This is a genomic window from Actinosynnema sp. NPDC059797, assembly GCF_042732085.1.
Classification (GTDB): Bacteria; Actinomycetota; Actinomycetes; order Mycobacteriales; family Pseudonocardiaceae; genus Actinosynnema.
The window spans coordinates 1-13,939 of the sequence record NZ_JBHWIE010000196.1; the positions used below are offsets into that span (position 1 = coordinate 1).

5 protein-coding genes and 1 pseudogene are annotated in these 13,939 nt (G+C 72.2%); 1 reads left to right on the plus strand and 5 read right to left on the minus strand.

Annotated elements, in window-relative coordinates; all coding sequences use genetic code 11:
* Positions 1–307: 307 nt before the first annotated feature.
* The 5 genes from ACFV4N_RS29980 to ACFV4N_RS30000 form a co-directional block, all read right to left on the minus strand.
* On the minus strand, positions 308–1,090 hold the full coding sequence (locus ACFV4N_RS29980) for a succinate dehydrogenase iron-sulfur subunit (RefSeq protein ID WP_499675976.1): 783 nt from the start codon (positions 1,088–1,090) through the stop codon (positions 308–310).
* Positions 1,090–2,841, minus strand: a complete 1,752-nt coding sequence (gene sdhA / locus ACFV4N_RS29985) for a succinate dehydrogenase flavoprotein subunit (protein ID WP_499675977.1) — start codon at positions 2,839–2,841, stop codon at positions 1,090–1,092. The genes ACFV4N_RS29980 and sdhA overlap by 1 nt, the downstream gene beginning before the upstream one ends.
* A gap of 17 nt (positions 2,842–2,858) precedes the next feature.
* Positions 2,859–3,269: a succinate dehydrogenase hydrophobic membrane anchor subunit gene (locus ACFV4N_RS29990; protein WP_499675978.1), complete on the minus strand. Its 411-nt coding sequence runs from the start codon at positions 3,267–3,269 to the stop codon at positions 2,859–2,861.
* A gap of 2 nt (positions 3,270–3,271) precedes the next feature.
* Positions 3,272–3,700: a succinate dehydrogenase, cytochrome b556 subunit gene (gene sdhC, locus ACFV4N_RS29995; protein ID WP_344035975.1), complete on the minus strand. Its 429-nt coding sequence runs from the start codon at positions 3,698–3,700 to the stop codon at positions 3,272–3,274.
* Positions 3,701–3,921: 221 nt separating this feature from the next.
* On the minus strand, positions 3,922–13,587 hold the full coding sequence (locus ACFV4N_RS30000; protein ID WP_499675979.1) for a hypothetical protein: 9,666 nt from the start codon (positions 13,585–13,587) through the stop codon (positions 3,922–3,924).
* On the opposite strand from ACFV4N_RS30000, the pseudogene ACFV4N_RS30005 reads away from it, so the two are divergent.
* Positions 13,574–13,939, plus strand: a pseudogene (locus ACFV4N_RS30005) (hypothetical protein); the annotation flags it as partial. The gene ACFV4N_RS30000 and the pseudogene ACFV4N_RS30005 overlap by 14 nt on opposite strands.

The window sequence follows — 13,939 nt, forward strand, 5'->3', positions numbered from 1 at the left end:
CTCCCGTAGTGGGTCCCGTTCTCGTCGGCGTGTCCTCCACTCGGACACCGCGTGTCCTCCGGTCGGACATCGCGAGTCGTACGTTCAGGACGCGCGAGTCGTACGTTCGGGACATGTGAGTCGTACGTTCCGGTCGGGCGTGTCGTACGTTCAGGACCGGCGAGTCATGCGTTCAGGGCGCGCGTGTCATGCGTCCAGTGCTCGCGAGTCATGCGTTCCGGTCGCGCGTGTCATGCGTTCAGACCTGGTGTGGCATGCGTTCAGGCCCTCCGAGCTGGGCTCGGAGGGCCTGAGGTGTGCGTGGGGGCTAGACGCGCTTGAAGAGCAGGGCGCGCTTGACCTCTTGGATCGCCTTCGTCACCTGGATGCCGCGCGGGCAGGCGTCGGTGCAGTTGAAGGTCGTGCGGCAGCGCCAGACGCCGTCCACGTCGTTGAGGATGTCCAGGCGCTCTTCCGAGCCCTCGTCGCGGCTGTCGAAGATGAAGCGGTGCGCGTTGACGATGGCGGCGGGGCCGAAGTAGCTGCCCTCGGTCCAGTACACCGGGCACGAGGTGGTGCAGGCGGCGCACAGGATGCACTTCGTGGTGTCGTCGAAGCGCTCCCGGTCCGCGATGGACTGGACCCGCTCGCGGGTGGGCTCGTTGCCGTACGTGATGAGGTACGGCTTGACCGCCCGGTAGGCCTCGAAGAACGGCTCCATGTCCACCAGGAGGTCCTTGTGGACGGGGAGGCCCTTGATCGGCTCGACGGTGATGGTGGTCTGCTTGCCGTTGGCGGCGAGGAGGTCCTTGAGCAGGACCTTGCACGCCAGGCGGTTGACGCCGTTGATGCGCATGGCGTCCGAGCCGCAGATGCCGTGGGCGCACGAGCGGCGGAACGTCAGGGTGCCGTCCAGGTACCACTTGACGTAGTGGAGGAGGTTCAGGACGCGGTCCGAGGGGAGCGCCGGGATCTCGAAGTCGTCCCAGCGGGGCTCGTCGTCGAACTCCGGGTTGAAGCGCCGGATCCTGAGGGTGATGGTGATCGCGCCGTCCGGTACGGGGGGCTGGTTGCCGCGGGAGCCGGTCGGTGCTTCAGCGGTAGCGGTCATCAGTACTTGCGCTCCATCGGCTGGTACCGGGTGAACGTCACGGGCTTGTAGTCCAGGCGGATGTCCGACTGGAGGCCCTCACCCTGCTTGTAGTACATGCTGTGGCGCATGAAGTTCGTGTCGTCGCGGTTGGGGTAGTCCTCGCGGGCGTGGCCGCCGCGCGACTCCTTGCGCGCCAGGGCGCCGACGACGAGGACCTCCGCCAGTTCGAGGAGGAAGCCCAGCTCGACCGCTTCGAGCAGGTCGGTGTTGAACCGCTTGCCCTTGTCCTGGACGGTGATCCGGCCGTAGCGCTCCTTCAGGGCCTGCACGTCGTGCAGCGCCTGCTTGAGGGTGTCCTCGGTGCGGTAGACCGACGCGTTCGCGTCCATGGTGGCCTGGAGCTCGGTGCGGATGTCCGCCACCCGCTCGTGGCCGTGCTCGGACAGGACGTGGGTCACCTGCTCCTCGACGTTCGCCGCCGGGTTCTCCGGCAGGTCGAGGTGCTCGTGGTTGTTGGCGTACTCGGCGGCGGCGATGCCCGCGCGGCGGCCGAAGACGTTGATGTCCAGGAGGCTGTTGGTGCCCAGGCGGTTGGCGCCGTGCACCGAGACGCAGGCGCACTCGCCGGCGGCGTAGAGGCCGGGGACGACGTTGTCGTTGTCCCGCAGCACCTCGCCGTGCACGTTGGTGGGGATGCCGCCCATCGCGTAGTGCGCGGTGGGGTAGACCGGGACCGGCTCCTTCACCGGGTCGACCGCGAGGTACGTGCGGGCGAACTCGGTGATGTCGGGGAGCTTGGACTCCAGCACCTCGGCGCCCAGGTGGGTGCAGTCGAGGAGGACGTAGTCCTTGTTCGGGCCCGCGCCGCGCCCTTCGAGGACCTCCAGCGCCATGGACCGGGCCACGATGTCGCGCGGCGCCAGGTCCTTGATGGTGGGGGCGTAGCGCTCCATGAACCGCTCGCCGGAGGCGTTGCGGAGGATCGCGCCCTCGCCGCGGGCGCCCTCGGTGAGGAGGATGCCGAGGCCGGCCAGACCGGTCGGGTGGAACTGGTAGAACTCCATGTCCTCCAGCGGCAGGCCCTTGCGGAAGACGATGCCCATGCCGTCACCGGTGAGGGTGTGCGCGTTGGACGTGGTCTTGAAGACCTTGCCGAAGCCGCCGGTGGCGAAGACGACCGACTTGGCCTGGAAGACGTGGATCTCGCCGGTGGCCAGCTCGTACGCCACGGCGCCCGTGCAGACCGGGCCGTTGTCGGTCTCGGTCAGGCAGATGTCGAGGACGTAGAACTCGTTGAAGAACTCGATCCCGTGCTTGACGCAGTTCTGGTACAGCGTCTGGAGGATCATGTGACCGGTGCGGTCGGCCGCGTAGCACGCCCGGCGCACGGCGGCCTCGCCGTGGTTGCGGGTGTGGCCGCCGAACCGGCGCTGGTCGATCTTGCCCTCGGGCGTGCGGTTGAACGGCAGGCCCATCTTCTCCAGGTCGAGGACCGCGTCGATGGCCTCCTTCGCCATGATCTCGGCGGCGTCCTGGTCGACCAGGTAGTCACCGCCCTTGATCGTGTCGAAGGTGTGCCACTCCCAGTTGTCCTCCTCCACGTTCGCCAGCGCGGCGCACATGCCGCCCTGCGCGGCGCCCGTGTGGGAGCGGGTGGGGTAGAGCTTGGTGAGGACCGCCGTGCGGGCGCGCTGACCTGCCTCGATCGCCGCGCGCATGCCGGCGCCGCCGGCGCCGATGATGACGACGTCGTACTTGTGGTACTGCATGTGCTCTCCGCGGCGGGTCAGTCGGTGATGTTCGGGTCGAAGGTGAAGATCACGTACGTGCCCAGGCCGATGATCAGCACCATCGACGCGTACAGCAGCACCTTGAGCCAGAACCGGGTCGCGTCCTTGCGGGCGTAGTCGTTGATCACGGTGCGCAGGCCGTTGCCGCCGTGGATCTGGGCCAGCCACAGCATGGCCAGGTCCCAGAACTGCCAGAACGGGGACGCCCAGCGACCCGCGACGAAGCCGAAGTTGATGCGGTGCACACCGCCGTCGAGGATGTTCATGATGAACAGGTGGCCGAGCACGAGGACCACCAGCGCCACGCCCGAGATGCGCATGAACAGCCAGCTGTACAGCTCGAAGTTGCTGCGGCGGGCGGCGGGGCGACGGGGGGAGCGGGGCTTGTCGAGGATGAGTTCGCTCATGATCAGTGACCCCCGCCGAACAGGTCGGTAACCGTGCGGACCATCATGTAGTAGGTGCCGGGGATCATCACCAGCACCCAGACGCCGAGCACCGCCCACAGCATCTGCTTCTGGTAGCGCGCGCCCTTCTCCCAGAAGTCGACCAACATCACCCGGATGCCGTTCAACGCGTGGTAGAGCACCGCGCCGACCAGGCCGACCTCGAACAGGTTGACGACCGGGTTCTTGTAGGTCTCGATGACCTTGTCGTACGCGTCCGGCGACACCCGCACCAGTGCGGTGTCCAAGACGTGGGCGAACAGGAAGAAGAACGTCAACACACCGGTGATGCGGTGGGCGACCCAGGACCACATGCCCAGGTCCCCGCGGTAGAGCGTTCCGCCCCCTTTGGAGCTGCTGCCCGCCCGCTCGGGTGCGGTGGTGCCGGCCATGCGCAACGGCCTCCAGCGTCAGTGGTGGACTGGTCTGTACTAGGACCTTGACCCCCGGATGCTAGACCCGCTCCGGCCGGCCGACCCAACAGCATGACCCGTCTGTGAGCGACTAGACACCGGGTGGGCGTTGGATCGATTCAGCTCACCGTGCCTGGTCTTCGGGTGTGCGGCGCCGGTCACCCCTGAACAGGTGACCGGCACCCTCCACTGCGGACTGGTCAGCGCGGGCGGTAGGTCGCCACCCCGTTCACCACGACGAGGTCCACGTGCACCTCGGGCCGGACCGGGCCGGTGAACGGCGGCAGCCGCAGCGGCTGCGGCACGCCGGGCAGGTGGATCACCACGTTCGCCCCGATCCGGGTCGCGATGAGCCGCCCGGTGAGGTCGCGGGCGTTGCCGGCCCTGACGTTCTCGGCCTGGTCCTGGATCGGCCAGTTCAGGTTCTCCAGCAGCGCGCCGTACAGCTGGGACTTGCGCATCGGGTGCGCCGCGGTGAAGTCGGCCACCTGCTCGGCGTAGCCCGTCGACGCGATCACCACCTCGCGCCGCAGGGTCGTCGACGGGGCGTCGACGGCCCGCGCGACGGCCTCGTACAGGCCGCCGGGGGCCGGTGGCGGCGAGGTCGGCAGCATCTCGTTCGCGGTGAGCCTCAGGTGGTGCAGGGCCTCCTCGACGTGGGCGGGTGGTGCCGGCGGGTGCGGTGCGCCCGTCCCCGGGGTGGGCGGCGCGCCCTCGGCGGACCGCTGGTCGGGCACCGGGGGCGGTGCGTCGGTCGGCGCCGGTGGGTGCGGCGGTGCCGGCGGTTGGGGTGCGGGTGGTTGGGGTGCGGGTGGTTGGGGTGCGGGTGGCTGGGGCGCGGGCGGCGGGGTGTTGAAGGCGTCGATCCGCTGGTCCACCACGCGCTTGGCGTCCCACCAGGCTTGCTGCCGGGCGTCGGCGTCGGTCCGCTTGGCGTTCAGCTCCACCTCGGCCGCCCTGATGCGGGCCTCCCCCGCGTCCCGGGAGGCGACCAGGTCGTCGTGCCGCTGCCGGGCGGCGTCGCGCGCGGTGGCGGCGTCCCGCGCGGTCCTCCGCTGGTCGCGCAGGTCGCCGTTCGCCGCGGCGAGCCTGTCGTTCGCGGTGGCGTAGTCCTCCCGCGCGCCGCGCAGGGCGTCGTTCGCGGCGGCCAGGGCGTCGTCGGCCTCGGTGGCGACCCGCCGGGCCTCCCGCTGGGCCGCCAGGTCCGCCTCGTGCCGCTCCGTTGCCCCCGCCAGCTCCGCGGCCAGCGCGTCGACCTCGGACTGGATGCCGTCGCGGGTCGCGCGGGCCCGGTCGACCTCGGCGTCCTTCGCGGACAGGAGGGCGTCGTCCGCCGCGGCCAGCCGGTCGCGGGCGGTCCACAACCTGCCCTCGACGTCGGCGACGGCGTCGGCGCTGTCGGCGACGTCGTCGGTCCGGTCGCGCAGGGCGTTGTTCGCGCTCAGCGCCGCGACCTCCAGGTCGGGGACCTTGGCGCCGAGGTCGCGCACCCGGCCCTCCGCCTCCGCGACGGCGGCGCGCGCGCCCTCGACCTCGGCGGTCAGGCCGTCGACCTTGCCGGTCTCGGCGAGGTGGGTCCCGATCGCGTCGTTGAGCGCGATCTGGACGCCGGTGAGGTCGGCGTCGGTCTTGGCGAGTTCGGCCGCCACCTCGTTGATGGCGTCCTGCGCGTCGTGGCGGGCCTTGTCGACCGCGACCTCCGCGTCCCGCCACGCCTTCGCCGCGTCCTTGACGGCGTCCTGGGCGGCGGTCAGCTCCGGGTCGAACCCGCGGCCGAGCACGGCCTCCGCCTCGGGCGCGGGCATCCGCACCGCGGCCGAACCCGGCACCGCCAGGTCGACCACGCCGGTCCTGCCGCCGATGGTGGCGACGACCCGGTACTCGACGTCGAACTCGACCAGCCCGGACCGGCCCTGCGGCTTGAGGTTGTTGACCTTGTTGTCGGTCGCGCCGCCGGACACGGCCTGCGAGTCCTCGGCCGCGTGCCGCACCTCGACGCCGCCGAGGGCGACGTTGACCGTGTCCTTCGGGTCGCCGTGCTGCTTGATCGCGGCGCTGCCGGTCGCGAAGCCCACGGACGCGTCCGCGTTCTCGCTGATCTTCGCCTCACCGCTGGTCGTGCTCACGGTGGACCGCGGGTTCTCCAGGTTCACGCCGTCGCTCAGCGAGCCCAGCCTCGGGTTCACCAGCTTGGCGTAGACCTTCACGTCCGCGTGCTGCCCGAACGTCAGCGCGGCCTCGTGCAGGCCCGGCACGTCCAGCGGCCCGTCCAGCATCCCGGGCAGGCTCGGCTGGAGGTTCTCCGAGCCGAGCGTGGACAGCAGCGTGTTCAGCGGCCCCGTGCCCTTGCCCGTGATGCCCTGGTTCGCGCCGGCCGCGGCCAGCGCGCGCAGCGCCGCGTCCCGCAGGTCCTTCGCGCCGCGCAGGTTCTCCACCGACGCGCTCGGCGGCAGGGTCGCCGGGGTGCCCGCCCGCTGCCACGCCAGCGCGGCCGCCGGCGTGCCGTGCTCCGCGCCGCGCTTGACGGCGGCGGCCATGTACGGCTGGTCCGGCGCGGTCCGGCCGTCGACCTTCTGGTTGTCCGCGTGCAGCCGGACGACCATGTCCTGGGGCGGGCTGGTCCTCGTGGCGACGACCTCGGAGCCCTTCTCCACGACCAGTTCGAACTCGACCGGCACGGTGTACTTCGCCGCGGGCCCGCTGCCCGCGCGCAGGTGGCCGAACTGCCGGGTGGTGGAGTCGGTGATCGTGCTGCTCAGCGCGTGGTTGAAGTTCGCGGCGGCGATCACGCCCGCCGTGCCGGACACGTTCGGGTTCGCGCTGCCCGGCTGGGCCAGGCCGGGCGCCTTGACCCCGACGCCCCACCCCTTGCCGCGACCCTGGCCGCCGGTGACCTTCTCGGCGCCCGCGATGGTGTGCTCCACGTCGACGCCGTCGTTGACGACCCGGTCGAACCGCGGCGCGCCCGTCTTCGCCCGCAGGGTGACCTGGAACGAGTCCTTGCCGAACGTGCCGGGCTGGTGCACCAGCAGCGGCACGCCGCCGTCCAGCGCGCTGTCGATCATCGCCTTGACGCTGGTCGGGGAGCTGAAGTCGACCAGGCGCTGGAGGTTGTTCATCGAGTCCGCCAGCACCGAGTCCGGCACCAGCGGGTCCTTGAAGCGCCTGCCCGTCTTCCGGTTCACGTCCGCGACGAGGTCGTTGACCACGCCGCCCAGGTCGGGCACCCGCTCGACGGCGGACAGCCCGAGCGCGCCGGGCTCGCCGACCGCCAGCGTCCGCGGCGGGGCCATGGTCGGGAACGCGGGCGGCTCCACGTCCGGCCGGACGTTCGGCAGCACGCCCAGCTCGCGCGCCACGTCCTCGCTGACCCGCACGAACACCGACTTCGGCAGGGTCACCGTCGCGCCCTCGGAGCGCGGCGTGCCGCCGTGGAACACGTTGCCCGCCCGGCTCTCGGCGACGATCGTCACGTCCGCGTCGAGCTGGACCAGCACGGTCCGGGCGGCGGGCGGCGTGACCACGTTGCGGTCGACGCTGCCGCCCAGCTCCCGGGCGTCGGACTTCGAGTCCGACCAGGGGGTGTACTTGCCGACCACGGCCAGGCCGCCCGCGCCGCTCGCCGGCGTCGGCTCGCCCGCGGGCGGCGGGGTGGCGATCGGCTTGATCGGCACGTTGACGCCGCCGGTGACGTCCACCGACCGGCTCACCGACCTGGCGTCACCGGCCTTGTAGCCGCCGGTGATCGCGTTCTCGGTGCCCGTGTCGTTCGAGATCGACACCAGCTTGGGGTTGCCCAGCTTCACCGACATGCCGACCGAGCCGGTGCGGTCGGTGATCCGCCGGTCGTACCGGAGGCCCTGCTCCTGCATGCCGGTCTCGACCAGCTTGCGCAGGTTGGCCTTGAGGTTCTCCGGGCTGAACAGGCGGTCGACCTGGTTGCGCGCCTCGGTGCCCGGCACGGTGAGCGCGGCGTCGCCCCCCGCCGCCCGGGTGAGCGCGGCGATCGCCTCGTCGCGCAGCGCCCCGGTGTTCGCCACCGCCTCGACGTGCAGGAACTCCGGCGACCTCGCCCCGGACCGGGTGGTGAGCAGGTCCTTGACGGTCGGCGCGTCGGTCAACCTGGTGACGACCGGGTCGCCGGGCCGGAACCCGGACGGGTCGGTCTTCATCGCCGAGCCGTCGGACACCCACAGGTTCACCTTGCCGCTGATCTGCGGCAGGATCTCCGGGTTGTTCCGGGCGCTCGGGTCGACCGACGCCCCCACGGTGCGGGCCACCACGCGCGGTGCCGGCGCGTGCTGACCGGGCTTGGCCGGCGTCAGCCGCTGCACCCACGACCGGGGCCGGGTGAACGTGGTGATCTCCACCTCGAACTCGACGTCGCCCGCGAACACCTGCGCGTTCGGGCTGCCGACGTTCAGCGCGGTGCCGTTGACCGTCGGGCCGCCGGTGTTCTTCGTCGTCCACGAGTGGTTGTACTTCACGCCGAACTGGGGCGTCGGCGTCACCGCCGCGACGCCGGTCGTGGTCGGGACGGCGACCTTGCCCTCGACGCCGCCGCTCCAGCCCTTCGTGGTGGCGGTGGCGCTGTCCAGCTTCGGGCCGCTGGACGACGAGCCGCGCACGTTGCGCGCGTCCGCCTGCCCGAGGTGCGTGGGGTTGCGGACCTTCGCCTTGACCGTGATGTTGACGTAGGTGTTGGTGGTGGCGTCGGAGTTCTTCAGCTGGATGCTGACGCCCGGCCCCATCAGGCTGTCCAGGTTGGACTTGAGCGCGGTGGGTGAGAGCTGGTTCAGCTTGCGCTGGTTGGCCAGTTGCCGCGACACGTCCGCGAAGCCCTTGCCCCGGCCGCTGCGCGGGTTCGCGTCCGGGTCGTTCCAGTTCGGCAGGAAGCCGTCGAGGCCCTTGACGTTGCGCAGCGCCGCTTCGACCTGCGGCTGAACCCGGCTCGCCGGCTCGAAGTCGCCGACCTTCACGTTGCCCGCGGCGATCTCGCCGTCCAGGTACGGCGGCGCCCACCGGGGCTCCGCGGTCGGCTGGGCGATGCCGCTGGGCGTGCCCTCCGGGACCGGCAGGTTCAGCGCCGCGGCCTCGGGCGTGCCCAGCCGCACGTAGGCGGTCACCGGGACGGTGACGTCGGCGCCGCTGGGGGTGCGCACCTGGACGTCGGCGGTCACCTTGTAGAGGCCGGTCTGCCCCTTGAGCTGGATGCCGGTGCGGTTGGTGGTGTTCGTGCCCGCGTTCGACGACTCGGCGGTGCGCGCCGAGTAGCCGAGGGTGGCGCCGACCTGGCCGGTGACCGCGCCCGGCACGCCGAGGTTGCCGCCGAACCCGCCGGTGGCGTCGAACCCGGTCTTGGTGGTCGCGGTGACGCCCGTGCTGCTCGAGGTGGCCTCGTGCAGGCGCAGCTGCGCGGAGTCGTGCACGCCGACCAGCTCGGCGGTGCGCAGGGTGGCGTGCGCCTGGACCGCCGCGCCCTTGCTCGCGTGCGGGCTGACCAGGTCCGGCGACGTCACCCAGCCGGTGAGCATCGCGCCGAGGTTGTCGCGGAGGGTCCCCGGGCTCAGGAAGGTCTGGAGCGCGGTGCGGCCGGGCGCGCCGACCTTGGTGATGGACGGGTGGAGCTTGGCCGCCACGTCGGTGAACGCCTTGGCCGGGTCGGTGACCGTGACCGCCTCGGGCACCGGGTGCTCGATCCGCGCGCCCCAGTCGCCGGCGGGCGGGTTCGGGTTCGCGGCGACGGTCGGGTTCGACCCCATGATGGTGGACAGGTCGTCCGGGACCTGGAGCGTGACGCCGACCTGGCCGTCCGCGTCGCTCGCGACGGTGATCGGCGGCCGGGCGTTGCCGTGGGCGTCGGTGAGCGTCACCTGGTAGCTGACCGGGACCTCGGCCCGCGTCGAGTGCTCGCCCGAGCGGATGATCCGCTGGTCCACCGTCGAGGTCGAGCTGGTGGTGGAGGTCGCCGGGGTGGCGAGCTGGGCCTTGCCGGCGAGCGAGCCGTACGGGCCGACCGCCATACCCGCCGTGATCGCGCCGCCGACGTCGTTGGCCGTGGCCAGGGTGTTCGTGGTGGACGTGCTCGTGCCGCCCTGCGCGGTCAGGTCGACCTTGGTGTTGGTGTTCGGCGTGGTGACCGCCGCGCCGGGGTCGGCCGGCGGCAGCATCGTGGCCCGCACGTTGGCCTCGAACCAGTTGCCGTTGATCTTGACCTGGAAGTTCCGGCCGTGGCCGAGGAACGACTCGAAGTCGGAGGTGATCGCGGTCTCGACCCGGGCCGCGTCGGCCGGCGCGAGGCCGGTGACGGCGCCGGTGACCTTGGCCGCGCCGCGCACGTCGACCGGGGCGATCGTGCCGAGGGCCTGGTTGCCCTGGAAGAAGTCCGGCAGGTTCCTGGTCGGCAGCACCTGCGGCGGCCTGGCCGCCGCGATCGTGGCGAGCGGGATGACCGGGTTCCGGGTGGGCCTGGGCGGGGCAGGGCGCGTCCGGGGGCCGCCGTCGGCGCCGCGCGTGGTCGAGGTGCCCGGGGCGGGGTTGGACGCGGCGGGGTTGGACGCGGCGGGGTTGGACGCGGCGGGGTTGGACTGGGCGGGACCGGGCGGGGCGGGCCTGGGCGGTGCGGGGCGCACCCCGGACGAGCCGGGGGCGGCGGGGGCGGGGCCGTGGAAGTAGTCGTGGAGCATCGTCCGGAAGGTGACCGCCGGGTCGGTCGGCTGCCACTTCTTGTCGAGCTCCTTGTTGAGCCTGGTGATGTTGTCCTGGTAGCGGTTGCCGCCGGTGGGGAACTCGTTGTACTGCGGCGTCTGCCCGAGGTTCCGGGAGATCGCGTCGGTGACGTGGCGGGCCAGGAGTTCGGTGACGGCCTCGTCGGGGTTGACGTTCCGGCCGAACGCGCCGCCGCTGTCGTGGCGGTGCGCGAAGGTGCGGTCGCTGCCGATCGAGTGGACGTGCATGAACTCGTGGGTGAGCAGGTGTCGGATGGCGTCGGCCTTGCGGTCGGCGTTGGCTTCGGTGGTCAGCTCGTCGAGGTGGTCGGTGTTGAGCAGGACGTGGCCGTTGATCGCCCGCGCCGGGTTGCTGCGGTTGTCCTCGATCAGGCTGTCGCGCTGGACCTGGGCGTTGCCGTTGGGACCGGCCTTGGCCTGGGAGACCTGGTCTAGGAGGGCGTCGAGGCGCGCGGTGGTGGCCGGGTCGTTGTTGTTCAGGTTGGTCAGGAACTCGGGGGAGAGGATCTCGGCGCGGACCTGCTGCGGGTCGATGCCGTGGGCGTTGAGCTGGTCCGGGGTGATGTCGGACTCGCTGCGGCCCTCGGTCTTGAGCGCGGCGTCCATTTCCTGCTGCACGGCGAAGTGCTTGGCGAACGTCCGCTCGTCGACCTGGATCACCCGGGAGGGGTCGATCCCGGGAGTGGCGGTGATGCCGTAGGCGGTGCGCAGGTGGCCGAACAGCGCGTCGAACCCGGCCTGGATCTGCGCGATGTCGACGGTCTCCCCCGCGATGGTCACCGGCGCGGGGGTGGTGTTCGCCAGGTCGACGGTGACGCCGTTGCCGAGGTCGGTGTCGCGCCGCTGCGAGAACGGGGTCTGCGGTGCCGCGGGCGCGCCGGGGGCCGGTGGGGCTCCGGGTGCGGGGGGTGCGCCGGGCGGCGGCGGGGGACCGGGGGGCGCCTGGAAGCCCGGCGGTGGCGGGGGCGGCGGAGGTGCCTGGAAGCCCTGCGGCGCGGGTGGCGGCGGCGGGGGCGGGGGCGCGGCCGGTGCGGGGCGCGCCGCCCGGGAGGGACCCGGTTCGGCGGCCGGCGCGGAGCGCCGGGTGGCACCGAAGTAGTCGTCGAGCATCGTCTGGAAGTTGCCCGCCGCGTTGAAGGTGTCCCAGGGGCGGCGCGGCCGGTCGAACTCGTGGTTGAGCTTGTCGATGTTCTCCTGGTAGCGGTTGCCGCCGGTGGGGAACTCGTTGTACTGCGGCGTCTGCCCGAGGCGCTCGGACAGGGCGTCGGTGACGCGGCGGGCCAGGAGTTCGGTGGTGGCCTCGTCCGGGTTGACGTTCACGCTGAACACGCCGCCCTCGGTGGCGCGGTGCGCGAAGGTCTGGTCGCTGCCGATCGAGTGGACGTGCATGAACTCGTGGGTGAGCAGGTGCCGGATGGCGTCGGCCTTGCGGTCGGCGTTGGCTTCGGTGGTGAGTTCGTCCAGGTGGTCGGTGTTGAGCAGGACGTGGCCGTTGATCGCCCGCGCCGGGTTGCTGAGGTTGTCCTCGATCAGGCTGTCGCGCAACGCGTCGACGTCGCCGTTGGGGCCGGCTTTGGCCTGGACGACCTGGTCTAGGAGGGCGTCGAGGCGGGCGGTGGTGGCGGGGTCGTTGTTGTTGAGGTTGGTCAGGAAGTCCGGGGACAGGATTTCGGCGCGGACCGCCTCCGGGTCGATGCCGTGGGCGTTGAGCTGGTCCGGGGTGATGTCGGAGTCGCCGCGGCCCTCGGTCTTGAGCGCGGCGTCCATTTCCTGCTGCACGGCGAAGTGCTTGGCGAACGTCCGCTCGTCGACCTGGACCACCAGGTCGGGGGTGACGGTGGGCGTCTTGGTGACGCCGTGGGTCTCGGCCAGGGTGCCGAACAGCGCGTCCAGGCCCGCTTGGACCTGGCCGAGGTCGACCTGGACGCCGTCGACGGTCATCGGCGCCGAGGGGAGCCGGTCGGGCAGCCTGGTGAGGATGCCGTTCTTGAGGTCGGTGTCCCGCCGGGTCGAGAACGGGGCCGCCGGGGTGGCGGGCGCGCCGGTCCGCGTGCCGGGTGCGGGAGGTGCCGGCGGTGCGCCGGGTGGAGGGGGCGCCGGAGGACCGGACGGCGGCGGGGGTGGGGGTGCCTGGAAGCCCGGCGGTGGCGGGGGCGGCGGAGGCGCCTGGAAGCCCGGCGGTGCGGGTGGCGGCGGGGGCGGGGGCGCCTGGAAGCCCGGCGGTGCGGGCGGGGGCGCGTCGGTCTCCTGCCCGGGCGTCCCCGCCGGCGCGGGGCGCGCCCGGGACGAGCCGGCGGGCTCGGTCACGCCGAAGTAGTCGTTCAGCATCCCCTGGAAGGCGTCCGGGGCGTTGAACGAGTCCCACTTGCCGCGCTTCTTGTCGAACTCCCTGTTGAGCCCGTCGATGTTGTCCTGGTAGCGGTTGCCGCCGGTGGGGAACTCGTTGTACTGCGGCGTCTGCCCGAGCCGTTCGGACAGGGCGTCGGTGATGCGGCGGGCCAGGAGTTCGGTGACGGCCTCGTCCGGGTTGATGTTCTGGTTGTAGACGCCGCCCTGCCCGGCGCGGTGCGCGAAGGTCTGGTCGCTGCCGATCGAGTGGACGTGCATGAACTCGTGGGTGAGCAGGTGCCGGATGGCGTCGGCCTTGCGGGCCGGGTCGGTGCTGAGGCCGTCCAGGTGGTCGGTGTTGAGCAGGACGTGGCCGTTGATCGCCCGCGCCGGGTTGGTCAGCGTGCTCTGGACGAGGCTCTCGCGCTGGGCCCGGACGTCGCCGTTGGGGCCGGCCTTGGCCTGGACGACCTGGTCGAGGAGGGCGTCCAGGCGGGCGGTGGTGGCGGGGTCGTTGTTGTTGAGGTTGGTCAGGAAGTCCGGGGACAGGATCTCGGCGCGGACCGCCCCCGGGTCGATGCCGTGGGCGTTGAGCTGGTCCGCGGTGATGTCGGAGTCGCCCCGGTCCTGGGTCTTCAGCGCCGTGTCCAGCTCCTGCTGCACGGCGAAGTGCTTGGCGAACGTCTGCTCGTCCAGCCGCACGACCAGGTCGGGGTTGACGGTCGGGGCGGTGGTGATGCCGTGGTTGTCGTGCAGCGCGCCGAACATCGCGTCGAACCCGGCCTGGACCTGCCCGATGTCGACCTGCACGCCCGCGATGTCCAGCGGGGCCGGGGTGATCAGCTCCGGCAGCCTGGACAGGACGCCGTCCTTGAGGTCGGTGTCCCGCCGGGTCGAGAACGGGGCCGCCGGGGTGGCGGACGTGCCCGCCTGCGGGGGGACGCCGCCGGGCGGCGGTGGCGGCGGCGGGCCGGACGCGGCCTGCGTCGTGGCCCGGGGCGTGCCGAACCCGGGCAGGCCCGGTGGCGGCGGCGGGGGCGCGGTGGTCTGCGGCGTCGTGGTCTGCGGCGTCGTGCCGAAGCCCGGCAGCCCCGGTGGTGGCGGGGGCGGCGGCGCGGTGGACTGCTGCGCGGTGGTCGCCGTCGGGAGCGGCGGTGGTGGT

Coding starts and splice junctions, on each gene's coding strand:
- sdhA (WP_499675977.1), bottom strand. CDS start 2,841: ATGCAGTACCACAAGTACGACGTCGTCATCATCGGCGCCGGCGGCGCC.
- ACFV4N_RS29980 (WP_499675976.1), bottom strand. CDS start 1,090: ATGACCGCTACCGCTGAAGCACCGACCGGCTCCCGCGGCAACCAGCCC.
- sdhC (WP_344035975.1), bottom strand. CDS start 3,700: ATGGCCGGCACCACCGCACCCGAGCGGGCGGGCAGCAGCTCCAAAGGG.
- ACFV4N_RS29990 (WP_499675978.1), bottom strand. CDS start 3,269: ATGAGCGAACTCATCCTCGACAAGCCCCGCTCCCCCCGTCGCCCCGCC.